The sequence below is a fragment of the Ensifer adhaerens genome, assembly GCF_013283195.1.
Classification (GTDB): Bacteria; Pseudomonadota; Alphaproteobacteria; order Rhizobiales; family Rhizobiaceae; genus Ensifer; species Ensifer adhaerens_G.
Window position 1 is genome coordinate 369457 of record NZ_JABEKT010000003.1, and the last position, 26023, is coordinate 395479.

The window sequence follows — 26023 nt, forward strand, 5'->3', positions numbered from 1 at the left end:
TTGTGAACCAGTTACTCGGTAAATGATCGCAAAAAGTGTCGGCAGCGTCGGTGTCAGGACTTGTTCGCGCGCGGCTTGACCGGCAAAAAGGGTCGCGCGCCAAGAGGTTTAGCATAGCGCCGGCCAAGCCACCGGCAAATGAGCGAAGAATTGTCGCCGGTCGGATGCAGGTTTTTCAGCAGGCCGCATGATGCTCAACGCATTGCCAGCACCATCAGGGAAACGACGGCGGCGAGCTACCCGTCGGGGGACTCGCCCTCCCAGGCGAGCCCCGCTTCTATGTCACGGTCTTAGAAATCCATACCGGCGCCGGCTGGAAGCGCAGACCCCTTTTCCTGCTTCGGCTTTTCGGCAATCATCGCTTCCGTGGTGATCAGAAGGCCCGCCACGGAGGCTGCGTCCTGGAGAGCCGTCCTTACAACCTTTGCCGGGTCGATTACCCCCATTGCGAACAGATCGCCATACTCTCCGGTCTGCGCGTTCCAGCCGAACTGCAGATCAGACTTTTCCCGAAGTTTGCCAACCACGATGGATCCTTCGGCCCCCGCATTTTCAGCGATCTGGCGAACCGGGGCCTCGACCGCGCGCCGAACAATATCGATCCCGACACGCTGCTCGTCGTTGGCGAAGGCAAGATTGTCGAGGGCCTTGGTGGCGCGCAGCAGCGCCACGCCGCCGCCAGGCAGGATGCCTTCCTCGACGGCAGCACGGGTTGCGTGCAATGCATCGTCGACGCGATCCTTCTTCTCCTTGACTTCGATTTCCGTCGACCCGCCGACCCGGATGACGGCCACGCCGCCGGCGAGCTTGGCCAGGCGTTCCTGCAACTTCTCGCGATCGTAGTCCGAACTGGTCTCTTCGATCTGCGCTCGGATCTGGGCCACGCGGCCGTCGATTTCCGCCTTTGAGCCGACGCCGTCGATGATCGTGGTGTTTTCCTTTTCGATCACCACCTTCTTCGCACGACCGAGCATGTTGAGGGTGACGTTCTCCAGCTTAATGCCGACATCCTCGGAAACGACCGTGCCGCCGGACAGGACGGCGATGTCTTCCAGCATCGCCTTGCGCCGGTCGCCGAAACCGGGGGCCTTGACCGCTGCGATCTTGAGGCCTCCGCGCAGCTTGTTGACGACGAGGGTTGCCAGTGCCTCGCCTTCGACGTCTTCTGCGATGATCACAAGCGGCTTGCCGGACTGCACCACTGCTTCGAGAACCGGCAGCATGGCCTGCAGGTTGGACAGCTTCTTTTCGTGGATGAGGATATAGGGATCTTCAAGCTCGACCCGCATCTTGTCCTGATTGGTCACGAAATAGGGGCTGAGATAACCCCGGTCGAACTGCATGCCTTCGACCACCTCAAGCTCGGTTTCAGCCGTCTTGGCTTCCTCGACGGTGATTACCCCTTCATTGCCGACCTTCTCCATCGCTTGGGCGAGATATTGGCCGATCTCCTCGTCGCCGTTGGCCGAGATGGTTCCTACCTGGGCGATTTCCGAATTGTTCGAAATCTTGCGGGCGTGGGCTTTCAACTCCTTCACGACGGCGTCAACGGCAAGATCGATGCCACGCTTCAGATCCATCGGGTTCAGCCCGGATGCGACAGCTTTTGCCCCCTCCTTGATGATTGCCTGGGCGAGAACGGTTGCGGTGGTTGTGCCATCACCGGCAAGATCGTTGGTCTTCGAGGCGACCTCGCGCAACATCTGCGCGCCCATGTTCTCGAACTTGTCTTCCAGCTCGATTTCCTTGGCAACCGAGACACCGTCCTTGGTGATCCGCGGGGACCCAAAAGATTTTTCGATCACGACGTTGCGGCCCTTTGGGCCGAGCGTGACCTTTACGGCGTTTGCCAGAACATCGACCCCACGCAGCATGCGTTCACGGGCATCGACATTGAATTTGACGTCTTTCGCAGCCATGTGTTCACTCCTTCAATAGGCAGCTATATTTGACTGATGGGTTGTAGCGCCGGCCGATCAGGCGGCTTTCTTCTGTGCCGCCTCGACTTCGATGACACCGAGAACGTCGCTTTCCTTCATGATCAGCAGGTCTTCGCCGTTGATCTTGATTTCCGTGCCCGACCATTTGCCGAACAGGACACGGTCGCCGGCCTTGACATCGAGCGGCTGCACCTGGCCAGCCTCGTTTCGAACGCCGGAACCAACGGCGATGACCTCGCCTTCCTGCGGCTTTTCCTTGGCGGTATCGGGGATGATGATGCCGCCTTTCGTCTTTTCCTCGGACTCGATGCGGCGCACGAGAATGCGATCGTGAAGCGGTCGGAAGGTCATGTTTTCCTCCATGGACAAACGATGATGATCAATAGGTCCCTTTCCGGGCCGGGAGACCAATCCGGAACGGGTGCCGGACCCATGAGGCATCCGGCGGCGATCGATTTAATTTTGCGGAATTCCGGTTTCAAGGGTCTCTGGCAAAAAAATAGCAGTCAACCTTCTTTGCTGCCAACCAACTGTTCCAGAACCGAAATTCGTCTCGACAACCAATTTTTGATTGCACAGCGAGTGCGCCTTTGGCAGCATTGTCCTGTTCGTTGTTTGGAGATGGAGCATGAAGTTTTCATCAGACCTGGAGCAACAACTCCATGGATATGGCCTGACCACAGCGCATATTCTCTACCGCATTCCCGATTTCGAATCCGTGCTGCAGAGCTATGTCTGGCAGCACTATGACGTTGCGCCAGAGTTTCCGGAGATGAGGAGATTTCTCAATTTCTGGCAGCAGACACTCGATGGCCCGCTACATTCCATCCGCTATTCGCACAGACGGCTGATAGGCCCGAACGAATGGCGCCAGATCGATGGGGAATTCGATCTGCACTAGCAAAGTGTCTGGTGACGGACATTGAGGTCATCACCCTGCAGGGCATCCTCGACGCCCTGCAGTATCATTGGTCCAAGCGCCGCTGTTCCAACGCTTAGACGTTCCCGGAGCTATAGCATTTGCTGGTTGCTGCCGCGCGTGTTTCGCCCCGCGACGGCGATGTCGACTGTTGGGGCGATCAAATCATGTTTTTCCGCGAAGGCAACAAAAACGCCTCGGGCGGTCTCTGCCTCGATTTCGCCCCTCAGTGCGGCTCGGCAGGCTTTCAATGCGAATGCGCGGGCTGGATCATGAGGGGAAGCTGGCCAGTCCATCAGAAGCCGGTAAGCTTGCATCACCGTGCGGACTTCCGTCGGGATACCGAGGCCCGTCAGAATGGTTACGGGTGTTTCGAACATATCGGGTTTCATGGTGCTCTCCTTTCACAAGCCCGATCGTTGAACGGAGAAAGGGGCGCCGACTGCGGCGCCCACGCATGCACTGATCATCTCAGGCGGCCGGTCGGCTCCCGATCTTTGGAGCGTTCTGCGTCCCTGCGAGAGTTGCGTTCGTCTGGATGTCGATTTTCCGCGCCTTCATTGCCTCGGGGATTTCCCGGACCAGATCAATGGACAGCAACCCGTTTGTCAGATCGGCGCCGGAAACCCTGACGTGGTCCGCCAACTCGAAGCGGTGCTCGAAGGGACGGCCCGCGATCCCACGATGCAGATAGCCTTCGCCCTGAGGTTCGCCCTTGTTGCCGGCAATCGTCAGCAGGTTCGACTGAAATGTGAGGTTGAGATCATCCTGCGAAAAACCGGCGACGGCGACCGTGATGCGGTAGGTATCGTCACCCGTCTTGACGATATCGTAGGGTGGCCAGTCGCTGACGGTACGGGCACGCTGCGCATTCTCCAGAAGATTGAATACGCGATCGAAGCCAACGCTCGAGCGGAAGAGTGGTGCGTAGTCATAAGATGTTGCCATAGCCATATCCTCCTTGAAGCAACATGGATACGGGGGCGCCAGACGCCCCAGCACTTGCTGGCGCTTAGAGCCACCAGCGATATTGAGTTGGTTTTTATCGCCTGCAGTTTCAAGATTCTGGCTGCAAAAAATGCAGGCTTTCAAAGGCCCTTTGACAAGTCTCGGACAGCCAACGGCATGAACTGGGAATCCTTTGGAGATGACACCAAGCCTCGTATCCTCGGTCATCGACCGGGGACGCTATCGCACACTGTGTGGGTGGCTCGCACATTCCGAAAGCTGATTGGGACACACATAGTGCCCCAATCGCAGCGCTTTTCAGGCGACTGATCGCTGTCCGCCGGAGCCGGGGCGAGCGAAATTAGCTTCTGCCGCAGTCGCAGACATGCCAGCGTCAAGACAGGCGTCAACAAACGCCTCTCGAGCGATCGCAACCGGCGTTACCCGGTTCAGGGCGCGACGACAGGCTTGAACCGCACGATTGTGCTTTCTGCCGCGCAGCATAGACCAATCCGCTTCGAGGAAATCGAGCGCGTCGTTGACTGTTGAGAAAATGTGCTCGGTTCCGTCTTTCAAACGGAGTGAGACGGGCGACATCCAAATCATTTCCGGATTGAACATGGCATCCTCCTTTCGCACACACACCCGGATGAAAAAGAAGCATTAAAGATGTTGGCGCGAGCTGCATCGATGTCAAGAGCAGAATCCCTTCGTTTTGCGTGGACGAATTGGCATCTTGTCGAACGATTTCATCGCACTATCCTGTAGCAAGGAGGAGAGATCGATGCCGAAGATAGCCCCGCCCAAGCTTCCTGTATGTCATCCCGACCGTGGCTCGCAGTGCCAGAAGGCACTTGAGACAGAATTCCAACTCCTGGCCTGTCGGGCCGAGGCAGCGGGTTGGTCGCCTGAAGAGGTTGCAGCAGCTCTCATCGACCTTGCGGACAATCATTTCCTGTCTATGGACTCGGGTGAAGAGATGTTTGAGCTCGGCGCCGGCGTCGTCTTGATCGCCCGTAAGCGTCAATAGAGGCACGTCGCTGAAGCCGTTAGGGTCTTGCTCGGAAGCTGCAAAGCCGATGCCGACATTTCACCGGCACCTGGCCCCCACCCCCGCATCGTGTTTCCATTCACTGGTGATCGCCTTGTCGCCCAGATGGCCGCACGAAATCACACCGTCACGTCAGACGTCCAAAAGCTCCCTTCAGAGCAAAGACAAATAGCGTTCAAGGGCCTCGGCGGGTGCGGGGCGCGTCCCATGTAGAGGGCGGCGGCGCACGTGGCTTGAATGGCCACAACACGTGGAGCCCTTCAAGATGTTCGGAGATTGACAGTCTCGACCATTGAATAGGCAGGCGGAGGACCGATCCACACGCCTGGCGGCAACGAAGGGATACTATTCGCCAATCCATCGAGCATGCCTTGCAGGACGCTCTCGCTCAGGTCGTCCGTCTTTTCGCTTGGGCCGACGAGGCGGTCTACCAGCAGCAAAGTCAGACCATGCATCTGCGATCCGCTCGGTCACAATTCGTTCGCCGACAGCCCTGAAATCTTGGCCATGCTTGGACGTCGGCTGGCCGGTCAGACGCTGGCGAGTGGAGAGGCGACATTCGCGGATCGCGTAGGGGTCGCTGCCGCATATTTGGCTGGATCGGCAGCGCGCGTGGCCGTCGCGGCGCCGGTCTCGGTCATCAGCGGCGAGGCTCGCGAAGTCTTGAAGCGCGAGCTTACCCCATCAACCGGCCAGATGGTGAACGGACAGATCATGTACTGAGTTCAGACCCACTTGGCAGCCGGCAGCCCCCCACGTTTGCACGGCCGCGCTCCCGATCACCTCGACCTCTCAACGACGCTACATGCATGCGTGCCTCAACTGCGCAGGCCGATCGCGACCTCAAGCCCAGAAGCTACACATCCGAGCGATACCGATAGGCTCGGTGCACGGCGACAAGCCGAACCGCGCCCGTCTTTCGCTTACAACGCAATGCTGGCGCGTCCGGACGTCTGTTGTGCAAGGCAATCGGAGGTGTCGTCGCCAAATTTTACAGGCGTAAGATGATGCGGACGGCGAGGTAAAGAGACCCAATTGCCAGCGGGCCGACCGATAGTGCGTCGGCCTCCCCCGCTGCGGCCCGCACCTTCCGGCGCATCGAGATGTCATCGACGGGGGGAAAACTAAAAGTTGACGAACAGATCAGTTGTCTCTATCAGTGATTTACCGATATTTGCTTGCTGAGCTTTGGTTACCGCGCATTTAGCAACCGCGCCCTGAACGAACCTTCCTTTCAAAAATCGCTATCATCATCCGCAGCGCTTCCGCGCCGCGGTCATTCAATACGCTATGAAAGGGTTCATCATGACCACTGGCACAGTTAAATGGTTTAATTCCACCAAGGGCTTCGGCTTCATTCAGCCTGACAACGGCGGCGCTGACGCCTTCGTTCACATCTCCGCCGTCGAGCGTGCTGGCATGCGCGAAATCGTCGAAGGCCAGAAGATCGGCTTTGATCTGGAGCGCGACAACAAGTCGGGCAAGATGTCTGCCTGCAACCTGCAGGCCGTATAATCGGTAACTGCTTTCCTTTGACCACGGATGTACTGGCACTGTCGAAAGCAAATTACCAATCGAGGTCAGGCAAATTGCCTGGCCTTTTTTTGTGCCTGATTGCCCAACAGCACGCGCTGGCTGGCGATACGGCCGTTGTGACGGGAGGGGTTCAATGACGAACCAAGCGAACGAACTTCAGGCAATCAACACGGCGTGGCAGATCGCCATTCAGGAAATCCTGAGGATGGTTGTTCGAGACCTCTATAAATCTGGAGATGAGGCTTCCTTCAATGCGCATATCAAAAGCATCGAAGAGGCAGCATGTTGATTTCCACTGAGAGCTGACCCGGCGCAGCCCGATATTTAGATTGAGAATTGACCCATGTTTCAACCGTCCCTCGCATGTTTTCAGCGGGGGCCCTGGGGTGATCGACATGGCGTTACTGAGCGTAATCCGACGCTGGCATTTTCGAGAGCATCTATCGATCCGGGAGATTTGCCGCAGAACTGGCTTATCCCGGAATACCATCCGCAAATATCTGCGCGCCGGCGGCGTGGAGCCGAAGTTCAACGTGCCGGATAGGCCGAGCAAGCTTGATCCGTTTGCGGATCGGTTGTCGTCCTGGCTGAAGACGGAGTCGAAGAAGGGCCGCAAACAGAAGCGGACGATGAAGCAGCTGCACGCTGATCTTGTCAGTCTCGGCTACGAGGGGTCCTACAATCGTGTGGCGGCTTTTGCTCGGGAATAGCGCGATGATCGTCAGAGGGAATTGCAGACGACAGGCCGCGGAACATTCGTGCCCTTGGCGTTCGAACCAAGCGAAGCCTTTCAGTTCGACTGGTCGGAGGACTGGGCGATCATCGGCAATGAGCGCACCAAGCTGCAGATCGCCCACACGAAGCTGAGCTATTCCAGGGGCCTTCATCGTCCGGGCTTATCTGCTGCAGACGCACGAGATGCTGTTTGACGCCCACAATCACGCGTTCCGTGTCCTCGGCGGCATCCCCGGCCGCGGCATCTACGACAATATGCGCACAGCGATCGACAAGGTCGGTCGTGGCAAGGAGCGTGACGTCAACATCCGCTTCATGGCGATGGCCAGCCACTATGTGTTCGAGCCCGAGTTCTGCAATCCGGCGTCCGGCTGGGAGAAGGGACAGGTCGAGAAGAACGTGCAGGATGCGCGTCATCGCTTCTTTCAACCGATCCCACGCTTTCCATCACTGGAGGCCCTGAACGATTGGCTTGAGCAGCGTTGCAAGGAGTTCTGGGCCAAGACACCCCACGGCCAGTTGCGTGGCACTATTGCCGACATCTGGGCGGAGGAAGTTCCGGCTCTTATGCCGCTGTCCAGGCCGTTCGATGGGTTCGTCGAATATACGAAGCGGGTCACGCCCACCTGGCTCGTGCATCTGGAGCGCAATCGCTACAGCGTTCCGGCATCTTTCGCCAATCGACCGGTGAGCCTTCGGTCTATCCGGATCGTGTCGTGGTCGCCGCAGAAAATCAGATCGTTTGCGAGCACCGCCGTGTCATCGATCGGTCCCATGATCGGCCGGGCCAGACCATTTACGACTGGCGGCACTATCTGGCGGTGGTCCAGCGTAAGCCCGGCGCTCTTCGTAACGGTGCACCCCGTTCGTCGAGCTTATCTTGTCGCAGCTTCTCAAGGCGGAAACCGCGGAACGAGAGGTTCGATCGACGGCCTATCAGCTCAAGACAGCACGCTTTCCGGCCTACCGCGATCTGAATGGCTTCGACTTTGCCAGCAGCAAGATCAACGAGGCACTCGTGCAACAACTCCATCGTTGCGACTTCCTCGACGATGCCAACAACATCGTCCTGGTCGGCGGCCCCGGCACGGGCAAGACGCACATCTTCCATCTGCTGAGCAGACTCTACGAGCGCACCAGCGTCATCATCACCACCAACCTCAGCTTCAGTGAATGGGCAAGCGTGTTCGGCGACGCCAAGATGACCACCGCGCTGCTCGATAGGCTCACCCACCACTGCCACATCCTCGAAACCGGAAACGACAGCTTCCGCTTCAAGAACAGCTCGGCCCATCAGCCCAAAACAACGAAGGAGAAACGCAGGAACTTGACCCCGACCAACAACACGAACGATACCTAAAGGCGGGTCAATTCTCGGTGGAAACGCCGAGTCAGCTCTCAGTGGAAATCAACATTTCGGACTTCAAGGACGACGTTTCGGCCGACATGGTCCTCTCCTTCAAGACGGCGAGGCGGCGTTTGCGTTCAACAGCTGCTTGAAGGAAGTCCAGTCGATTTGAAGTATTGCCGCATTTGCCGGCGACGCACCTTCGCCGACAAGTGGCATCTTTCAGGCCACGCTCGCTGGCAACCCATACGCCACGATCCTCGCTTCCTCTCCAAGCGAGATGGCGTTGTTGTACGGTTTGTAAACGAACCGATTGTTGTTGTTCCACTCGTCTCACCTGCCGGCCCTGATCAGCGACCGCGCGATATCGATGATGTCATCGCGGGCAGCCGTCGGATCATCCTTCGACCAGGCGACCCCAAGCCCGATCCTGAAGTCGACACCCCTCACCTTCCTGAGCTCGAAATTGCGATTGGGCAGATCCAGCGTCCATTCCGGTGCAAAGCCGATGCCGAGACCGGCCGAGACCAGTGATACCAGCGAGAAGGTGTCGTCGCAGGTGTAGGCAACGCTCTTTGCAAGATCGTGCTCCTCGAACTTCTCTGCGAAGTAGCGCTCCGTGTAGGAGAGGTTCTGCCGTGAGAACGAGATGATCTTCTCACCCTTCAGGTCTTCGATGCCGATCTCGCTACGGGCAAGCAGTGCGCTGTTCTTCTCCATCGCCAACAGATAGCGCTCATGCGCAATCGAGAAGAACCGAAGCGAGCCGATGTTTTCGACCGGTCGGATGAAGCCGAGATTGATCTGGCCGTTTTCCAGGCCGCGGATGATGTCGTTGGTCGAGCCGCTCGAGATGTGCAGCTCGATATCGGGATATTTCCGACCGATGCGCGAAAGGAACGATGGCAAAAGGCCGATCGTTGCCGGATAGACTGTTCCGATCCGGATCTTGCGTCTTGCCTTGCCGGCAACCGAACGCACCACCTCGGCCGACAGGTCGATATCGCCAAGGATCCTGACACAGCGATCGTAGTAGACCTCCCCTGCCCTCGTCAGTTCCACCCGCCGCGTCGAGCGCTCCAGCAGACGAACGCCAAGTTCCTTCTCCAGCGACTGGATCTGACAGCTCAAGGCCGGCTGGGCGATATGCACCCTTGCTGCCGCCCGACCGAAATGCAGCTCCTCGGCAACCGCCACGAAGTAGTTCAGCTGGCGAAGTTCCATATCGGCTCCAACTCCGGTCTGTGTGGCTCGGTTCGAAGATTGATAATCAGTGGAGAAAGAAGGGTCCCACCCGGTTATGAATTTGCGCAGAGGCCAACCGCCGCGATATAAACGGACAACCTGTTCGCGGGCCACGCGAACTCAATCACAGCCGGGCGTTCAACGCAGCTGACTACGGAGGTGCATGATTTGAGCGCAACGAAGCTGTCCTCCGTCAGCCACGGGAATACCAATCCACTTTCTCCGCCTTCACGTCTGTTACGACTTCGAGTAACGCACCGTGCGTCATTAGTTGGGATAGCACACGGTGCGTCATTGATGCAAGTGAAAAGTGTATCGGGGTCGAAATGACGCGTCAGGATCCTCATTTCAGACTTCGCGTTCCCGAGGTGCTTAAACAGCAAATCGAGGCAGCGGCGCGTACGAATGCGCGATCCATCACGGCAGAAATCGTAGAGCGCCTGGAAAGATCTTTTGCTCTTGCATCAGAGAACGATGGCGGACTTGCGAGCGAGATTGAGGATATTCGGGATCGACTTGGAAGAGTGCGAGATGCTGTCGTCGCCCGTGAGACTGACAAGGACCACAGCCAGAACTCGTAGTCCCGCATGATACATTATGCGATCTTCTTGGCCCAAAAGTGAACGTCACGGCAACAAGCGGTCCAGGGCTCATTTGGGGCACGAGCCTGTCTGCCCCCTGGGCCGAGATCCACGCATAGGTCTTCAAACGACAGCATTTCGGCCCTAGCGCTCGTCATCGCACAGGCCCGGAAGCGGACTAACTACGCGGCGACATCATGTCTCCTTAGCGCCAGCAGGAGACATGTCTCCACGCATCGATCAGCATGGTTGAGTCTCGAGCAACTTCGGTCGCCCACCGAGAACAAAGCGAAAAGCCGCTCCAAAGCTAACGATCTTGAATACACCTCATTGAATGGGACAGAGCCTCGGCTATGATCGGGCATGCCCGTCAATAAGCTCTAGTTTGATCTTTTAGCCGCAGACGCAAATCCTATTGGCTCACTCGAGGCGCATGTGATCTTGTGGCCCTTCAGACCTTCAACGCATCGACAACGACCTTGAACGCTGGCGAGTTCTGCCGTCTGCTGGGATAGAACAGGTAATAACCCGGAAACAGGGGAGACCAATCATCGAGGATCTGTATTAATCGCCCCGATGCGCGTTCTGGCTCGACTAGGGTTTCGGGCACATAGGCGATGCCATACCCCGCGACTGCCGCATCGATCATCGCGTATGAGGTGTTGAATGTCAGTTGTCCATCGACGCGGACGCGGACCTCCCGGCCATCCTTTTCGAACTCCCATGCGTACAGGCCACCTGCCCGCGATTGCCGATGGTTGATGCAGTCATGACTGACCAGCTCTTGAGGCGTCTTCGGCACAGTTCGCGCCATCAGATATTCGGGAGACGCAACCGCCACCAGGCGCCAGTCGGGACCGATCCGGACTGCGATCATGTCCTTGTCGACGCTCTCGCCCAGGCGCACGCCAGCGTCGAACTTCTCCTCCACGATGTTTCGGAACCCATTGTCGCTGTTCAACTCGACTTTAATGTCAGGATACTCTCGCAGGACAGGACGCAATTTTGGCCAGACGATACTTTCCTGAGCGTAGTCCGACAGGGTGATCCTGACAGTGCCCGACGGCTTATCCCTGATCTCCATCAGTTGATCGATTTCAGACTCCAGTTCCTCAATCCGGGGCGCTAGCGAGCGGATCAATCGTTCGCCGGCTTCCGTTGGCGAAACGCTGCGCGTGGTTCGGGTCAAAAGCCGAAGCCCCATCCGTGCCTCAAGCTTTTTGATCGTATGGCTGATTGTCGATTGCGAAGTGCCGAGCTTTGCTGCGGCCTTGGTGAAGCTGCGCTCCTCGGCAACGGCGAGGAACCACAGCATGTCGTTTAGGTCTTCCCGTTTCATGGGTGTCCTCCAAGCTTCGATTGATGTCATCAATCGATAAGTCCAAGAGGATTGCAATGGCTAATCGGAAAACTCCGATCAGTCTATAGTTTGGTCATGACATACCAGGCCCAGACACAAAACGACGACATCGCTTCTCTCCACAAAGACGCGCGCCGTGGAACAGCCACTCAGACCAGGACGCCCGTGGCAGCCTGGGGCGCAGTGGTCTCGATGGCGTTGTGCGTATCCGTTCTGATCGCATCCGAGTTCATGCCCGTCAGCCTTCTCTCCCCGATCGCAACGGAATTGGGTGTCACGGAAGGCCGCGCAGGCCAGGCAATTTCGATCTCCGGCATCTTTGCGGTTATAACCAGCATTTTCGTGGCCGGACTCACGCGTCGACTGGACAAGCGGCTGGTACTCGCGGCGTTTTCACTAATCCTGGTGATCTCGGGAACGATCGTCACATTCGCCCCGAACTACGTCGTGTTGATGATCGGCCGCGCTCTGCTAGGTACCGCTATCGGCGGCTTCTGGTCGATGTCCACCTCGATCGTTATGCGATTGGTTCCCGAAGACTCCGTTCCAAAGGGCCTTGCGATGCTGAACGCCGGCAACGCGATTGCCGCCACGATCGCCGCACCTTTGGGAAGCCTGCTTGGCAGCTACATCGGCTGGCGTGGCGCGTTCTTCGCTGTCGTTCCACTGGCACTGCTGGCCCTCGTCTTGCAATGGATCAGCCTGCCGTCTCTGCCGCCGCGTCAAAGCGAGGGCTCGTCGAATATCTTCCGGCTGCTGCTTCGCCCACCGGTCGCCATCGGCATGGCCTCGATCATGCTGCTCTTCATGGGCCAGTTTGCGCTGTTCACATACCTGCGCCCATTCCTGGAGACCATAACCTCCGTCTCAATCTCGACACTCTCTCTTCTTCTCCTCCTGATGGGCCTCGCAGGTGTCGCCGGGACCACCATCGTCAGCCATCTGCTACAGAAGCGGTTGTTCGTCATTCTTGGAGCAATCCCACTGATCATGGCGATGATTGCCTTGGGCCTGATCGTATTCGGATCGTCCCCAACAATCACCGCCGCCCTTTTGATCGGCTGGGGTCTGTTCAGCACTGCTGCTCCCGTTGGCTGGGGCACATGGCTCAGCCGCACAATGGCCGATGATGCGGAGGCCGGTGGTGGGCTACAGGTGGCCATTATCCAGCTCGCGATCACCCTTGGCGCATCCATCGGAGGTGTGCTGTTCGACGGCTACGGCTGGTGGACCACTTTCCTTTTTGCCGCAGTGCTGCTCGTCGGCTCGTTCCTGTTCGCCATCGCCGCATGGCGGCTTTCAACCCGCCGATGAAACCGGCGACCATTCCATCCAGCTCAATTCCCGTTGCATCACCACTCAAGGAGACATGCAGATGACCGACCAAATTCACAAGGACGTTCAAACGTCGACGCCCGGCATCGATCGCCGAAACCTGCTCAAGATGACGGGCGCCGGCGTCGCGGCCTTGGGGGCACTGTCCATTTTCGATTCCACAACAGCAAAGGCTCAAGACATGTCCAACGGTGCGTCCAATTTCTACACCAGCGACCGCGTGACCCTGCAAAAGGTCACGTTCAAGAGCCAGTACCAGATGAATGTCGCCGGCAATCTCTACCTTCCCAACAACCTTGACCGCGCATCGAAAAACCCGGCGATCATCGTCGGCCATCCGATGGGTGCGGTGAAGGAGCAGAGCGCCAATCTCTACGCAACCAAGATGGCGGAACAGGGCTTTGTCGCCATGTCGATCGACTTGCCGTTCTGGGGTGAGAGCGAAGGCGCGTCCCGCAACCTGGTTTCGCCGGAAGTCTATGCCGAAGCCTTCAGCGCCGGCGTTGATTTCCTTGGATCGCAGGCCTTCGTCGATCGCGCCAATATCGGCGCCATCGGCGTGTGCGGCAGCGGCAGCTTCGTCATCAGCGCCGCCAAGATCGATCCGCGTATCAAGGCCGTCGCAACCGTCAGCATGTACGACATGGGCGCCGCCTTCCGCGATGCGCTGAACAAGTCCCAGACGGTCGAGCAGCGCAAGCAGTTCATTGCAACGGCGGCCGAACAGCGCTGGGCAGAGGCTGACGGCGCAGACATCCAGTACATCGGCGGCACAACGCTCGAACTGACGGCCGAAACGGATCCGATCCAGCGCGAGTTCTATGACTTCTACCGCACGCCGCGCGGAGAGTTCACGCCTGCAGGCGTTGCCAGAGAAACAACGACGAAGCCGACGCTTAGCAGCGCCGTGAAGTTCATGAACTTCTACCCGTTCAACGACATCGAGACGATCTCCCCTCGACCGATGCTGTTCATCTCCGGCGACCAGGCGCATTCGAAGGAATTCAGCCAGGACGCCTACAATCGTGCTGCAGAGCCGAAGGAACTGGTCTGGATCAAGGGTGCCGGTCACGTCGATCTCTACGATCGCGTCGATCTTATCCCGTTCGACAGGCTCAAGGGCTTCTTCGATCAGCATCTCGCCTGAGCGTCGTCCGGAATTTAACCCTGCGGGGGCCGATCGGCTCCGCGGGTCCTTGAACTACTAAACTCAGCAGCATTTCGTCGCCGGGCACCCAAGGAGCAAGCTATGAACATTTTCCGTTGGTCCGGCTTGCTGGCCGTACCCTTCCTGCTCGTCCTGGCAGGCTATTTTCTGGTCGAAACCCAGCTAGCTCCCACGCCGGCTTTGGCAGCTCCGAACGCAGTGACATTTCCACCTCTTGAACAGCTGGAACACTACACGACGGTTCGGCGCGGGATCACCCGCGAGCACATGCTGACAAGCCGTGAGGCCCTGGCCGCACTCAAGGCTGGACTGCCTGTTCCCACCGGCACTCATATGGTCCTCGTCGATTATCAGAGCGACGTTCTCACACGCTATCTGGTTGGCCAGAAAACCGGTGATGGCGCAGACGAATGGGAATATCAGTGGTTCTGGCCCGATCAGACCGTCAAGGCCGACGAAAATGTCGCTCGCTGTTATTCCTGCCACCGGTCAAAACAGTCCGAGCAGTTCCTGTTCACCTTCGATGGCGCCATCTCCGATGATGATCCGCTCTGATGGTGAGGAGTAACGCCATGCTCCGGCTCGTGAATGACCGTCTTTTGCTACCGGCCGGCATGGCCGCGCTCCTGGTGCTGTCGCTTGCCTACTGGTGGCTCGACAACGGCCCGCATGAGATCTTTGGCACACTGTTGTTCGGACTTCTGGCGTGGCACCTTTCCACCAACAGGCGCTGGTTTTTAAACCTTCGCGTCGGCCGGTATGACGTCCGCCGATGGGCGGTCGTGGCGATCCACACGTGGCTCGCGATCAACATGGCGGTCCTGCTTGTCACCAGCGTTCTGATCTCGCATTCAATCCTCAGCATCTTCCAGTTTACCAACAATGCCGGTGTCATCGAACTTCACTGGTTCTCGGCCTATTGGGTGGTCATGATCATTGCCGTCCATATCGGCACTCATTGGCCACGGGTCATGGCTGCGGCCGGAGCGCTGTTCAGGCTCGCTCCATCGCGGCTCAGGGCAGGTCTATTCAGGTTTCTGGCCCTGATGCTTCTGGCGTTCGGCGCTTGGAGTTTTGTTGTTCTCGGCGTCTCGACGAAACTGATGTTTGGCTACAGCTTGGATTTCTGGGACTTCACCACGTCGGTGACGCCATTTTTCGCGCATTGGGCGGCGGTCGTCGCCGGTGTCGCCGTGCTTTCGTACTATTCGATGGCTGGTCTGAGGTCAGCCGGGAAGCTTCGCTATCAATCAAGGAATGGTGGAACATGAAATATCTTGCAAAAACGGCTTTCGTCGCCGCCTCGCTCACAATGCCAATTGGAGGATCCGCTTTGGCCCAACATCGCATTTCGATTTCGTCCGACTGGGGCAACGTCACCGCCGAGCTGGCCGATAACGCGGCTGCTCGCGCCCTGTCGGAAATGCTGCCGTTGACGATTGAGATGGACGATCATCTGCGCCGGGAAAAGACCGGAAACCTGCCTTCTGCCTTGCCGGCGGCGTCGCGCCAGCGCGAATTTTCAACGGGCACGCTTGGTCTGTGGAGTTCGGGAGACTTCGTCATTTACTACCGTGATGGACGCGTGCCATCGCCCGGCATCGTCATTCTGGGTCAAGTCCAGGGCGATGTCTCTATCTTTGACCGTCCTGGCAAGGTGACCATCAAAATTCAGAGTGAGTAGATGCGCTTGCATTAACGCCTTGAAAGCAATCGAACCGGCCCCATCTCCAAAAAATCTGATGGACCACGATGGCTTACAAATTAGTTGGCTGCTTAACTTACTGAACAATTTCCATTTTTTCGTGTATGAAGACATCAACTCGCGATGAGAGGGCGGACCAGGGGGATCACCTTCGTGCCGTAGAGCTCAATACTGTTCATGAGGTTCTCATGGGCCATGGGGCCTGCTGAGTATTTCATCTGGAACCGTGAAATGCCAAGTGTCCGTGCGGTCCTAGCTATCTTCCTTACGACCGTCTCCGGCGACCTGCATAAAGTGAACCATGTTCGATCTCGTTTTCAAAATCCTGCTCAGCCACCGGCGACCAACCGCGCTCCTTGCCAAGGCGATCCCGGATCTTCTTAAAAATAGAGGCCGTCTCAAAGACACAGAGGGCAACTGAAGGCAGTTCCGCTGGATACACTATGCAACGTCAGGGGTCCAAAACTGGAACTGGTACTTCCGTCGAATGGACGCTGAGAATGGCGCCATACAACGGATGTTCGCGCGGCTTACACCGACGTGTCCCAAGGGTTGATCACGGAGGCGTCCGTGTCTTCGAAATCCTTGACGTTGCGTGTGACGAGGATGAGATCGTGGATGATAGCGGTCGCAGCGATCAACCCGTCGATATCGCCGCGGGGGCGGATTGCCGCGATGCGCCCCCATTCGACCGCGATTTGGTCGGTTATCGGCAAAATGCGGTCGCTATGGTCGTGGCGCAGCTTGCGCAGCCATTCGGTGAGGTGCGCGGCAGACTTGGGATCCGACCTCTGTTTCAGGGCAATGCCGCGCATAACTTCGCCGAGGGTAAGCGCACTCAGGTGGATGCTGAGCGGATCGACAGAGCGCAGCCAAGACACTGCCTGCGGCGTGCCGCGTCGTGCCTCTGAGACGATGTTGGTGTCAACCAGATACATCAGAAGGCCACATCGCGGCTTGGCGTCTTGACGCGTGCACTCACCGCATCAGCGAGCTGATCGTCCCACGCGGGACCGCCAAGCAGATCATCGACCAGCGTCGGCCGACCGGCACGCAGAGCGTCGTAGTCATGAGCGGACAGTACGACAGCCGCGCGCTCACCGCGCAGCGTGACAATCTGCGGCCCCTCACGGCGCGCCTTCTGCACTACCTTCGAGAATTGGTTCTTGGCGTCCTGCAGTTGCCATTCCATGACTCGCCTCCAAATTAGCTAGACTGTCTAGCTATATAATCCTGTTTTTCTACCATTGAAAGAGCCAATGTACCACACGGCCGATCGATGGCCGGCGCGCGACGCCGCACGATCGGCGATCTCGCTTGTCAGTCCGCACGGACGACCGATTCTCCTCACGGCACAAAACCATGGCTACCAACAATACCACTTCGTCGTTTCCAGTCGATACATTATGCGATCTTCGTGGCCCAAATGGTGAACATCACAGCAACAAGCCGTGCAGGGCTCGTGAGAGCAGGTCCACCTGTGAACAGCAGGATTGCGCCCCATGCCGGTCTATTGAGTGACGGTTGCCGTCACCCAAAAGCGGACATCCGCGCACCTGAACAGTATGGCATCTTCATCATGGGCAGCCAATGGCAGTAGCTTTGTAGAACCGGAAGCTAAGCCCCATTCCGTTCCCTAGAGTCTCAAATGCCCCGAACTAATCTCAAGCTTCTTCCCGGTGAGGAGATCCCTCGCCGTGCTCGGGCACGGCGGCACGGCCTCCAACTACTACAACGGCATTCGTCGAGGCTGGATCAATGAGGATTTGAACACCGTCGAGGACTACCGCCGGTGAGCTTGTTGCCGTTGAAGCGGATGAAGTTGACGAGATCGGACATTGGAAGGTCTCCTTTGGTTCGCGTTGCCGATGGTCACGACAAACGGCCGAGAAAGGACCGGCTGCACCCGATAGGGACGGAGTGAAACGGAGCGCCCAGACCGGAGCGATTTTGGTGCGCGAGGAGATCCCGCGGGATCGGGGAAAATCGTTTCGGGCGAAGGTTGCCGGCGGGCTGATCAGCCGCAGTGATCCATCCTTCAAGGCACCGCGAGCCAAAGGAGATCTTCTGGCCCTACGATTCCGTCATCGTCCGCTTCAACGGTAGCAAACGGGCCGATAGCTGAAGGCAAAGCAACGAGCCAACCATTGATTGAACAACAGAATTGATGCAACAATACTGTCTTGATCAGCTATTTCGTGGGTATCTGCATACCCCTACTCGACATCATCGCATCGATTAAGTCCCGCCCTTTGGGCAGATTTTTACAGGATGGAGAATTGCCGTGTCCGGACCTAAGGATCGCATCTTCGTGTCGATCGCGGTATCCAAACCCGATGGCGGGCTTGAAGCACTCCCAGGCGCGATTAAGGCCTCGGAACGGATGGCGGCTTGGGCAAACGCACACGGCTACATCTCCCTGCTGGTAAACGACAACCTCTTTGCCGAGGTCACAACAGATCTGCTACGCAACAAGATTGCCAAGGCAATTGAGGAAGTTACCGATCGAACGGCCCTTCGGCGGCTTGTCGTTTTTTTTGCCGGTCACGGCGCTGCACTCGGCATCGACGATCAGAACTGGATGCTCAGCAACTGGAACAAGCGACCGACCGAAGCAGTAAAACTCTCCTCGCTGCAGCGCATGCTCGAATACTACGGACCCGAACAGGTGACGATCATTGGCGATGCGTGTCAGGAATTTTCAGCCAGGTTCATGGACACCATCGGCAGTGCCATACTCGACAAAACCGAGGAAAACCGTCGAGACTTCGAACTCGACCGCTTTTTTCCGGTCGATGCTGGAAGGCAGGCTTTCATGATCAAGGCCAAGGGTGAGAAAGAAGCCTTCTGTCTCTTTACCGAGGTTATGCTCGACGCCCTGGAGGGTGATGCTCCGGAGAAGTACTTCGAGACGATCGACGGCAGCCGCCATATCACCAGCCAGACGCTGGCAAGATACCTGAAGGACAATCTGGCGATTGAAGCGGGCAAATACGGCGTGCGCATGGATCCACGCCCTCACCCCGGTTTTTATACCGATCGAATTTATTATTCGGCTCCACCACCGGGCGGGCCAGGAACGCCACCCGATGCAATGTTGGCAGAAAGGGAGCCCAACCCATCCGACGGCGTCGGGGAAGCGGCAACGCCACGTCGCAGAATGGTCGGGAAGGTGAACCTGACCGCGGTCAAGAATGTTGATAGCCACTTGCCAGCGCTGAGGGAAAAGCGTCGAGAAAAGGTGGATGCCTATCGGGCGGCGGCAGGAGAAGAAGTTCGCGATCACTTTGAAACTGGCTGCGGCATTTGTTTCACCGGAACAGCCGTTGGTGAGGTCCGTGCTTCGCGGGGATGGCTGTCGCAGGATTATCTACCCCCGAATTGGTATCGCCTGGAACTGAGCGACGAGCAAAATCCGCTGCTATGGGCAGATATCCTGGTTAATCTCGCCGACGGGAGCATCGCCTCGGCCTGCGTCGTACAGAATTTTATTACCGCCCTGCATTCCTACGAAAACGGCGCAGTCAACGTTCTGCATAGACCGCTGTTTTCCCAATATGGCGAAGGCGAAGACGTCATCGAAATGCTTGGCAAAATGCAGGCTGGTTTGCTGACTGAGGAGCAGATAGTCGACGCGGCAGCGGATCTGCGCCGGGGCAAGCACCGTGTGCTTACGATGGGGGCAATAGTTGCGCAGTTCTACGATTCCATACGCGACACAAAAGGTCTGCGATCGATTGCTGCATTCTACGCCGAACACCAACAACCGATACCGCTCGATGTGGTGCTTTTTGGCGGGGGCAAACTCTATGCCAAAGACGGTGATCTGCTTGCCGATATCCCGGCGACCAGTGCGCGTCCCCCGCGCTCGCAGACCGAGCAGCGGCGAAGGTATACATTTGAAGCAACGCCTGAAGTTACCCAACATCCCGTGGCCGGTCGGATTCCATGGATGCGCCAGGCTTGGAGCGCCATTGAAACTGCGGATTGCGATCCCAGCGCGGAAACGTGGCGCGCGCTAGCCTTGTCTGCCCTGCCGCACCTCGGCACAGGACCATTCAGCCAGGTTAGGCGAGAGGGGCGCGACGCTCTGTTCGCTCTCGCCGGCGTTACAAGCGACAGTGAAGATCCTGCGCATCTGATGGCGCACGACTGACCATCTACCGGGAGGAAAAGACAATGCGGATGATACTGGTTCATGGCATTTCGCAGGAAGGCAAGAGCGAGCAGCAGATCCACGATGAATGGTTGGCTCCGTTGCGCGCGACCTTCACAAGGCTCGGCAACGATCCGCTTGGCCGCCTGACCCGGATCGACGCTGCGTTTTATGGCAACCTGCTTGACGAAAACAGTTCACCTTGGCTTAAATCGGAGCTGCTCGCCATGGGAGCCGAAGAAGCGGATGACGAATTCGACGAATTCGCCGTTCAGGCCTTAGAAGAAATGGCGCTCGTCATCGGCGTCACCAAGGAGCAGATCGAGGCGGAGGCCGCAGAGACAACTGTACCGATGGGAAAGGGCCCCCACAAGAAGTGGCTGAAGGCCATCGCGCGCGCCGTCGAGAAAGTCTCACCCTTCAAGGGCACCATCGCCCTGCGTACCCTTGGCCAGGCACATGCCTATATCCGCAACCAGCATGTGCACAATCTCATCAACGACAAGGTTCGTCCCTTGTTTGAGGACGACGAACCGGCGATCGTCGTGTCGCACTCGCTGGGAACGATCGTATCCTATGCACTGCTGCGCGAATTTGCTCGCAATGAGAGACCGCGCGAGATCCCGCTTTGGCTCACGCTCGGGTCCCCCCTGGGAATAGGCTCGGTTCGTAAAGGTTTCACCAAGCCGCGCGTGCGCCCAGCCAATGTGGCGCGGTGGATCAACGGTGCGGATCCTGAGGACTTTGTAGCGTTGCATCCCGCTCTGGCCGCTAAAGACTATGGCCCTGACGTAGAGAACATTTCGGACATCGAGAACGGATGGGAAAATCCGCACAACATCATCGCCTATTTGGGCGATGATCGGATCGCCACAGCAATCGCGGATGCATCGCCACGTCCTTCGCCTTGAAGGGATGTGCACCAGCGACACCGTGTTCATGGAGGCCAACCCATCGATGTTGTTGTTGCGAAGTGCAAGCTTAGTTATTGAACCTAGACTGTCCAACTCTCACCGATTCGACCAAACAGCGCGTCCAGCCAGTACGAATGTATTGGCTTATGATGCCGGCTTGCCTTCGGCATTGCCGAGCCAACTGGGATTGCTTCACAACGTGTTAGAAAAATAATCGATCCCGGCTTGCGCGCATTGGCTGTCCTGGGCGGGTGTACCGGAACTGACACCGACTGCTCCAACAACCTCGCCATCAAAAACGACTGGAATTCCTCCTGCGACAACAAGCAGGCGTCCGCCGATGCTGGAGTTGATGCCATAAGCTGGCTTGCCCGGTTGGCATACTTCGCCGTAGCTTTCAGTCGTGCGTTTAGCGCCGGCCGCAGTGTATGCCTTGTCCTGAGCAATTACTTTGCTCGTGATTTTGCCGCCATCCATGCGTTCAAAAGCAATCAATTGTCCTGACTCGTCCGAGACTGCAATGCACATGGGAACGCCGATCTCCACGGCCTTGTCGCGTGCACCAGCGATGATAGTGCGCGCATCATCCACGCTCAGGCGCTTAACGTTCAACATACTCTGAATTCTTCCTGCAGATTGGGCTACGGGTTACGGTCGCAGCCTAGCCGGCGGCAACCGTTCGTGCACGGGTGGAACGAACTGACAAGAAGGCCAGTGCAGCGGCGCCGATCAGTCCTGAATTTTGTCCAAGCGCCGCTCGAACGACCTGCACATCTCTAAAGGCGGGCATCGCCCAATGACTGATGTAGGTCTGGATTCCTTGCTGGAGCCGCTCGAACTCGTGAGATAGGCCGCCGCCCATTACAACAATTTCCGGGCTGAAAATATGGATCAGGCTCGTGAACCCACGTCCAAGAATCTCTGCTTCTTCATCAATAAGGTCGTTGGCAAGCGTGTCCCCGAGCCTGCCTGCCGTGAAAACGTCACGGCTGTGAACATCCGCCCCGTTTTTGCCCAATGTGGTTTCTGCACATTGCAACGCCCGTTCGCGAGCGCGCGCCGTGAACGCTGTCCCTGATCCATAAGCCTCAAAGCAACCTCTGTTACCGCATGGGCAAGGTGCTCCGTTCGGCATCACTGACATATGTCCAATGTGGGCGGCCATGCCCTTACGGCCTCGCACGACCCGGTTGTCGACGACTGCTCCGCCGCCGATCCCGGTGCTGACGGTAACATAGACCAGATTTTCCAGGCCCTTCCCTGCCCCAAATTGCCATTCGCCGATCGCCGCAGCGATGCCGTCGTTTTCGAGACGCACGGGATAGCGGAAGCGTTTCTGCAATTCCGCTCTCAGCGGATAATTCACGAAACCCGCTAGTGTCGGCGTGTTGGTCGCGACGCCCGCAACTGTGTCAATCGGGCCGGGAGCGGACACACCGATTCCGACCACCGACCGCAGTTCTTTGCCGGACAACAAGCCGTCGACCAGGCCCCGGATTTGTCCAAGGACGCGCTCCGGGCCCGCCAGCGCCTCGGTCCGCTCCTCCGCGCGGGAGAGGATGGTGCCGCCCTCGTCTACCAGAGCGGCCCGAACCTGCGTACCTCCAAGATCAATTCCGATGGCTATCTGCTGCATGAGGCGACCGAAGCTTAAAGGGCTTTCAACCAAACCATCCGCTCTTCGAGCGACGGCGCGTTGAATGCCAGAGACCCAAGAACAACCGTTTCAGCGCCGTTCTGGCGCAAAAGCGGGACCGTATGTTCGCGAATTCCGCCGTCGGCGGCCAGAACAATTCGATGCGTTGCACCGCTGTCGATAATGATCTTTTTGGCCTGCTGAAGTCGCTCGCCGGCCTTGTCATCAAGTCCTTGTCCTTTCACTCCAATTGCGGTTCCAAGAAGGGTGATAAAATGCAGTCGGGCGACATATTCCTTGATACGCTCGACTGGCGTATCGACTTTGAGAACCATGCCTGCGGCAACCCCCCGCCGTTCAAGGAGATCGAGGGCCTCTTCCGCTACGGCTTCATTCTCGACATGGATGCTGATCAGATCGGCGCCCGCGTCGGCGAACTGCTCGATCTGCGACAGAAGCACGTTGTCCGCAACCATCAGATGGACATGGACCGGACGCGAGGAGACTTTTCGTACACCTGCCACCAGGTCGGGGAAGAACAACAACGCTGGCGCGAAATGGCCATCGGCGACGTCGATGTGAAGTACGTCGACATAGGGGTCGACGCGGGCGAGGTCATCTGCGAGGCGCACTAGATCTGCTGACCAGACGGAGAATTCTGCAATCAGGCGATCTGTTGGAAGATTTGCAATCCAGTTCTTTTCGGGCTTAGTCATTTGGAGAGGTCCTTCAGGAAGTTGCTGACAGAAAGTCGGAAATCGGCCACATAGCGCGCGCGATCTTCCACTTTCGGCGTGATTTGAGCGAAGCGCGCCGCCGGTATCATCCCGGCGAGCAGCTGCGCGTAGGAAAGTGGATGGATGACATCCAGTTCGTGGCCAATGACGAGGGTCGGCACGGACAGATTTCGAACCTCGGCCTCGCTTACGCCAGGACCGTCCTGCGAAATGGCCGTCAGGAGCGACGCGGTGACTTCTATCGGCTGGCGAGCAAAGAAGCCGGCGAGCGAAGCCAGGTTGTCCGGCGCCTCCTTGGCAAGCCGGCGACCAACGTCACCGGCCAGAAAGGATACTTTCGCTTCTTCGGGGGGGAGCTCGCGCAGCAATCGGCCAACCTCTGCGTTTGGCGCCATGTTCTCCGGAGCTCTCGCAGTGATCCACGCCGGTCTTGCGATGATCAGGCCTCTCACGAGATCGGGACGGGTGACAGCCAGACGCAATGAGATCGAAGCGCCCATTGATATGCCGCCGATGACGATGGGCGCCCGCAGATATTGTTCGACATAGGCTGCGACATCATCGGCGAAGGTCGCGATGGAAAGCCGCTCCAGATCGCCGGCCTGCGACTGTCCATGCCCTCTTGCCTCTACCGTGACGCGCCTGAATCCTGGCGCCGCGGGGAAGGTCTCCGCGGTTTGCCCCGCGTCGCCACAAAGGCCATGCAGGAAAACGACAGGCTCCCCTTCTCCCGCTACGTCTACGTTGAGCAAGGTCTGGTCCGGGGAGACAAACGTATGGGGCTGGGTCATCGGCCGGCCCTGCCCTCGAGATGTTGGCGCAGGAACGCCGCCACGCCAGGCGCTTCGTCAGCGGAAAGCCCGTGCGTGACGAGGCTACCGTGGAAATCGATCGCCCTCAGGCGACCGAGGTAAAGCCCATAGTCCAGGACACCCTTCCCGGCCGTCGCAAAGCTTCCGTCGGAATTGCGGTCCTTGGCGTGCGCCATCACGATGTGATCGGCCAGTAGGTCGACCGCCTCCGAAACAAGCCGTCGCTGTTCTTCGAGACTCACGATCTCGAAGAGGTTTGCCGGATCGAGCACCACCTTGATGCGGGAGCTTCCTACTTCCTTGATAAGGCGATGCGCCTTGTCAGCCGAATTTACGACGTTCGCGAGTTCTGGCTCCACGCCGAGCTGAATGTCATATTCGTCGGCGATCGCGACGGCCGCTTCCATCGCATCGAGAAGGTCGCGCCACGCTTCGGAAGTATTGTTGTCAGGATGCTCCTTCCACTGATCCGCCGGGTCGCGCGTGCCGGTGCAAAGCGTGATCAGACGGGTGGAGAGGCCTGCGCAGCTCTGCGCAAGGACGCGCAGCCGACGGTGGCCCGCTTCGCGGACGGCTCGGTCGGGGTGGATCATGTTGTAGGTGCCGGATACCGCGACGATATCAACGCCGGCCGCAGCCGCGGCCGCGCTGACCGAGCGAGCCTGGCTTTCGGAGATTGTGTCAGGCATCGACGCAATGCCGGAGCAAGCCATGTTGTACTGGGCGGCGGCGAAACCGGCCGCCGCCACCGCATCGAGCACCGTCTGAGGATCAGCGCCGTCGAAGGTTTTTGCGAAGATCCCGAGCTTCATCAGACGCCACCTGCTACGTCGGCAAGCTTGACGGCCTTCCCGCTTTCCACGGAGCGTGCGATCGCGACCATCGCCTGAACCGAAGCCAGGCCGTCATCGACATTCGCGCCTTCCATTGCGGCGTTATCGAGGATCGTACGTGCAAATCCCTCGACCTGACGTCGGTAGAAATGTCCATCCGCTCCGAGAACGCGGTGGGTGGCGCCATCCGCTTCGCGGAAAATGTCGACCTCGCTCGACTTGTAGTACCACGGGTTATAGGTCTTGCCGAGAATGCTGCCATTCTTGCCGTATATCTGGAAGCCCTCGTGCCAATCCATGCGGACCTGCACGGTCAGGTCGAGATGGCCCAGGGTGCCCGAAGCGAATTCGACATCGACGAACCAGCACCAGATACCGGACCGCTCCGACAGGCGGGCATTCACCGAGACGATGTCACCGGCGAAGTAGCGGGCGGTGTCGATCAGGTGGCAACCATGCGCCAGCATGTAGTAGCGGCGAAGGTCCGCCTTGGGGTTTGCGGACGGCTTCTTCGCATTGGCGCTGGTGACGATCAACGGCTGGACCGCGTCCGTCATGGGATAGCGGTGCGTGCTGTCGCAATACCAGGCCTTGAGCGCGACGACATCGCCCATTTCGTCCTGAATGAATGACTTTGCGGCCTGGAGGCCTGCATCGAAGCGCTTCATGTGGCCGACCTGGAAGATGTGTCCGGACTTCTCTACCGCCGCCTTCAGCTCCCGGCACTCCTCCACGGTCACGCCGACGGGCTTTTCGCAAAGCACGTGCTTGCCCGCCTCGAGCGCGCGTATCGACGCCGGCACGTGAAAAGCGTCGGCGGTCGCGATGATGACCGCGTCGATGTCGGGATCCGAGAGCATCTTGTCGTAGTCGTTGTAGGACCTTTCCGCGCCATGCGTGACAACCATGCGCTCACGCAGGTCGTCGGCGACGTCGCAAATCGCGTAAAGATCGGCGTTCGCTGCTTTCGTGCAGGCCTCAAAGTGAGCGGCTTGTGCGATCTGCCCCGCTCCGAGAACACCTACGCGCAGGCGTCGTTCCTGTTTTGCTGGCATCGATTTCTT

The 26023-nt window shown here is 58.1% G+C and carries 27 protein-coding genes and 5 pseudogenes; 15 read left to right on the top strand and 17 right to left on the bottom strand.

All coding sequences use genetic code 11. The annotated features are described in order from the left end of the window. Window positions 1-290: 290 nt before the first annotated feature. Window positions 291-1919 carry a chaperonin GroEL gene (gene groL / locus LPJGGPFB_RS24715; protein ID WP_173422584.1) on the bottom strand — a complete coding sequence of 543 codons (1629 nt, stop codon included), beginning with the start codon at window positions 1917-1919 and terminating at the stop codon, window positions 291-293. Between the two features lie 57 nt (window positions 1920-1976). Continuing rightward, window positions 1977-2291, bottom strand: coding sequence for a co-chaperone GroES (gene groES / locus LPJGGPFB_RS24720; protein ID WP_173422585.1), 315 nt, complete (start codon window positions 2289-2291; stop codon window positions 1977-1979). A 277-nt stretch (window positions 2292-2568) separates the two neighbouring features. Here groES and LPJGGPFB_RS24725 point away from each other — a divergent pair, with 277 nt between their 5' ends. Continuing rightward, the gene (locus LPJGGPFB_RS24725; RefSeq protein ID WP_173422586.1) at window positions 2569-2841 is read left to right on the top strand and encodes an usg protein; all 273 of its coding nucleotides are present in this window, start codon (window positions 2569-2571) and stop codon (window positions 2839-2841) included. Window positions 2842-2951: 110 nt separating this feature from the next. Here the strand turns inward: LPJGGPFB_RS24725 and LPJGGPFB_RS24730 are convergent, their stop codons facing one another. The 3 genes from LPJGGPFB_RS24730 to LPJGGPFB_RS24740 all read right to left on the bottom strand — a co-directional run bounded on the left by LPJGGPFB_RS24730 (window position 2952) and on the right by LPJGGPFB_RS24740 (window position 4428). After that, window positions 2952-3251 carry a DUF982 domain-containing protein gene (locus tag LPJGGPFB_RS24730; protein ID WP_173422587.1) on the bottom strand — a complete coding sequence of 100 codons (300 nt, stop codon included), beginning with the start codon at window positions 3249-3251 and terminating at the stop codon, window positions 2952-2954. 79 nt (window positions 3252-3330) lie between these two features. Beyond that, on the bottom strand, window positions 3331-3807 hold the full coding sequence (locus LPJGGPFB_RS24735; protein ID WP_173422910.1) for an Hsp20 family protein: 477 nt from the start codon (window positions 3805-3807) through the stop codon (window positions 3331-3333). 318 nt (window positions 3808-4125) lie between these two features. Further along, window positions 4126-4428 carry a DUF982 domain-containing protein gene (locus LPJGGPFB_RS24740; protein ID WP_173422588.1) on the bottom strand — a complete coding sequence of 101 codons (303 nt, stop codon included), beginning with the start codon at window positions 4426-4428 and terminating at the stop codon, window positions 4126-4128. A gap of 163 nt (window positions 4429-4591) precedes the next feature. On the opposite strand from LPJGGPFB_RS24740, the gene LPJGGPFB_RS24745 reads away from it, so the two are divergent. Further along, window positions 4592-4837 (top strand): hypothetical protein, encoded by a 246-nt coding sequence (locus tag LPJGGPFB_RS24745; RefSeq protein ID WP_173422589.1) that lies wholly within the window; start codon window positions 4592-4594, stop codon window positions 4835-4837. Between the two features lie 281 nt (window positions 4838-5118). Here LPJGGPFB_RS24745 and LPJGGPFB_RS33260 read toward each other — a convergent pair. Beyond that, window positions 5119-5319, bottom strand: a pseudogene (locus LPJGGPFB_RS33260) (hypothetical protein); the annotation flags it as partial. Here LPJGGPFB_RS33260 and LPJGGPFB_RS33265 point away from each other — a divergent pair. The 5 genes and pseudogenes from LPJGGPFB_RS33265 to LPJGGPFB_RS24765 all read left to right on the top strand — a co-directional run. Further along, window positions 5318-5581, top strand: a pseudogene (locus LPJGGPFB_RS33265) (esterase); the annotation flags it as partial. The pseudogenes LPJGGPFB_RS33260 and LPJGGPFB_RS33265 sit on opposite strands and share 2 nt — an antisense overlap. Before the next feature lie 582 nt (window positions 5582-6163). Continuing rightward, window positions 6164-6373, top strand: coding sequence for a cold-shock protein (locus LPJGGPFB_RS24750; RefSeq protein WP_027687039.1), 210 nt, complete (start codon window positions 6164-6166; stop codon window positions 6371-6373). A gap of 154 nt (window positions 6374-6527) precedes the next feature. After that, window positions 6528-6683, top strand: a complete 156-nt coding sequence (locus LPJGGPFB_RS24755; protein ID WP_173422306.1) for a hypothetical protein — start codon at window positions 6528-6530, stop codon at window positions 6681-6683. Window positions 6684-6789: 106 nt separating this feature from the next. After that, window positions 6790-7992 (top strand): annotated as a pseudogene (istA, locus tag LPJGGPFB_RS24760) (IS21 family transposase); the annotation flags it as partial. A gap of 14 nt (window positions 7993-8006) precedes the next feature. Continuing rightward, window positions 8007-8489: pseudogene (locus LPJGGPFB_RS24765) on the top strand (ATP-binding protein); the annotation flags it as partial. Between the two features lie 321 nt (window positions 8490-8810). Here the strand turns inward: LPJGGPFB_RS24765 and LPJGGPFB_RS24770 are convergent. Next, a complete protein-coding gene (locus tag LPJGGPFB_RS24770) occupies window positions 8811-9701 on the bottom strand; it encodes a LysR family transcriptional regulator (RefSeq protein ID WP_173422590.1) in 891 nt (296 codons plus the stop codon). 347 nt (window positions 9702-10048) lie between these two features. Here LPJGGPFB_RS24770 and LPJGGPFB_RS24775 point away from each other — a divergent pair, with 347 nt between their 5' ends. Next, on the top strand, window positions 10049-10303 hold the full coding sequence (locus LPJGGPFB_RS24775) for an Arc family DNA-binding protein (protein ID WP_173422591.1): 255 nt from the start codon (window positions 10049-10051) through the stop codon (window positions 10301-10303). A gap of 451 nt (window positions 10304-10754) precedes the next feature. Here the strand turns inward: LPJGGPFB_RS24775 and LPJGGPFB_RS24780 are convergent, their stop codons facing one another. After that, window positions 10755-11642: a LysR family transcriptional regulator gene (locus tag LPJGGPFB_RS24780; protein ID WP_173422592.1), complete on the bottom strand. Its 888-nt coding sequence runs from the start codon at window positions 11640-11642 to the stop codon at window positions 10755-10757. Window positions 11643-11738: 96 nt separating this feature from the next. Here LPJGGPFB_RS24780 and LPJGGPFB_RS24785 point away from each other — a divergent pair, with 96 nt between their 5' ends. The 5 genes from LPJGGPFB_RS24785 (at window position 11739) to LPJGGPFB_RS24805 (ending at window position 15850) form a co-directional block, all read left to right on the top strand. Next, entirely contained in the window at window positions 11739-12977 is a 1239-nt protein-coding gene (locus LPJGGPFB_RS24785; RefSeq protein ID WP_173422593.1) for an MFS transporter, read from the top strand. 61 nt (window positions 12978-13038) lie between these two features. After that, window positions 13039-14145, top strand: a complete 1107-nt coding sequence (locus LPJGGPFB_RS24790; protein ID WP_210264595.1) for an alpha/beta hydrolase — start codon at window positions 13039-13041, stop codon at window positions 14143-14145. Window positions 14146-14247: 102 nt separating this feature from the next. Continuing rightward, window positions 14248-14721: a hypothetical protein gene (locus tag LPJGGPFB_RS24795; RefSeq protein WP_173422595.1), complete on the top strand. Its 474-nt coding sequence runs from the start codon at window positions 14248-14250 to the stop codon at window positions 14719-14721. Window positions 14722-14738: 17 nt separating this feature from the next. Further along, entirely contained in the window at window positions 14739-15437 is a 699-nt protein-coding gene (locus tag LPJGGPFB_RS24800) for a hypothetical protein (RefSeq protein ID WP_173422596.1), read from the top strand. Then, window positions 15434-15850: a cyclophilin-like fold protein gene (locus LPJGGPFB_RS24805; RefSeq protein ID WP_173422597.1), complete on the top strand. Its 417-nt coding sequence runs from the start codon at window positions 15434-15436 to the stop codon at window positions 15848-15850. Before LPJGGPFB_RS24800 ends, LPJGGPFB_RS24805 begins: the two co-directional genes overlap by 4 nt. 134 nt (window positions 15851-15984) lie before the next feature. On the opposite strand, the pseudogene LPJGGPFB_RS33270 reads toward LPJGGPFB_RS24805, so the two are convergent. The 3 genes and pseudogenes from LPJGGPFB_RS33270 to LPJGGPFB_RS24815 all read right to left on the bottom strand — a co-directional run. Next, window positions 15985-16256, bottom strand: a pseudogene (locus LPJGGPFB_RS33270) (LLM class flavin-dependent oxidoreductase); the annotation flags it as partial. A gap of 145 nt (window positions 16257-16401) precedes the next feature. Next, entirely contained in the window at window positions 16402-16809 is a 408-nt protein-coding gene (locus tag LPJGGPFB_RS24810) for a type II toxin-antitoxin system VapC family toxin (protein WP_173422598.1), read from the bottom strand. Next, complete coding sequence (locus LPJGGPFB_RS24815; protein ID WP_173422599.1) at window positions 16809-17063, bottom strand: type II toxin-antitoxin system Phd/YefM family antitoxin; 255 nt, start codon at window positions 17061-17063, stop codon at window positions 16809-16811. Before LPJGGPFB_RS24815 ends, LPJGGPFB_RS24810 begins: the two co-directional genes overlap by 1 nt. Before the next feature lie 1092 nt (window positions 17064-18155). Between LPJGGPFB_RS24815 and LPJGGPFB_RS24820 the strand changes: the two genes are divergently transcribed. Both LPJGGPFB_RS24820 and LPJGGPFB_RS24825 read left to right on the top strand, forming a co-directional pair. Then, window positions 18156-20027 (top strand): hypothetical protein, encoded by a 1872-nt coding sequence (locus LPJGGPFB_RS24820; protein ID WP_173422600.1) that lies wholly within the window; start codon window positions 18156-18158, stop codon window positions 20025-20027. Between the two features lie 101 nt (window positions 20028-20128). After that, window positions 20129-20938: a hypothetical protein gene (locus LPJGGPFB_RS24825; protein ID WP_210264596.1), complete on the top strand. Its 810-nt coding sequence runs from the start codon at window positions 20129-20131 to the stop codon at window positions 20936-20938. Between the two features lie 195 nt (window positions 20939-21133). Here the strand turns inward: LPJGGPFB_RS24825 and LPJGGPFB_RS24830 are convergent, their stop codons facing one another. From LPJGGPFB_RS24830 to LPJGGPFB_RS24855, 6 genes are read right to left on the bottom strand one after another with little or no spacing between them, the layout of a single operon-like run. Beyond that, the gene (locus LPJGGPFB_RS24830) at window positions 21134-21556 is read right to left on the bottom strand and encodes a GlcG/HbpS family heme-binding protein (protein ID WP_173422602.1); all 423 of its coding nucleotides are present in this window, start codon (window positions 21554-21556) and stop codon (window positions 21134-21136) included. Window positions 21557-21602: 46 nt separating this feature from the next. Continuing rightward, a complete protein-coding gene (locus LPJGGPFB_RS24835) occupies window positions 21603-22577 on the bottom strand; it encodes an ROK family protein (protein WP_173422603.1) in 975 nt (324 codons plus the stop codon). A gap of 14 nt (window positions 22578-22591) precedes the next feature. Beyond that, a complete protein-coding gene (locus LPJGGPFB_RS24840) occupies window positions 22592-23293 on the bottom strand; it encodes a ribulose-phosphate 3-epimerase (protein WP_173422604.1) in 702 nt (233 codons plus the stop codon). Then, window positions 23290-24105 carry an alpha/beta fold hydrolase gene (locus LPJGGPFB_RS24845; protein ID WP_173422605.1) on the bottom strand — a complete coding sequence of 272 codons (816 nt, stop codon included), beginning with the start codon at window positions 24103-24105 and terminating at the stop codon, window positions 23290-23292. The genes LPJGGPFB_RS24840 and LPJGGPFB_RS24845 overlap by 4 nt, the downstream gene beginning before the upstream one ends. Further along, window positions 24102-24938: a sugar phosphate isomerase/epimerase family protein gene (locus LPJGGPFB_RS24850; RefSeq protein ID WP_173422606.1), complete on the bottom strand. Its 837-nt coding sequence runs from the start codon at window positions 24936-24938 to the stop codon at window positions 24102-24104. The genes LPJGGPFB_RS24845 and LPJGGPFB_RS24850 overlap by 4 nt, the downstream gene beginning before the upstream one ends. Next, window positions 24938-26014: a Gfo/Idh/MocA family protein gene (locus LPJGGPFB_RS24855; protein ID WP_173422607.1), complete on the bottom strand. Its 1077-nt coding sequence runs from the start codon at window positions 26012-26014 to the stop codon at window positions 24938-24940. The genes LPJGGPFB_RS24850 and LPJGGPFB_RS24855 overlap by 1 nt, the downstream gene beginning before the upstream one ends. Window positions 26015-26023: the final 9 nt, after the last annotated feature.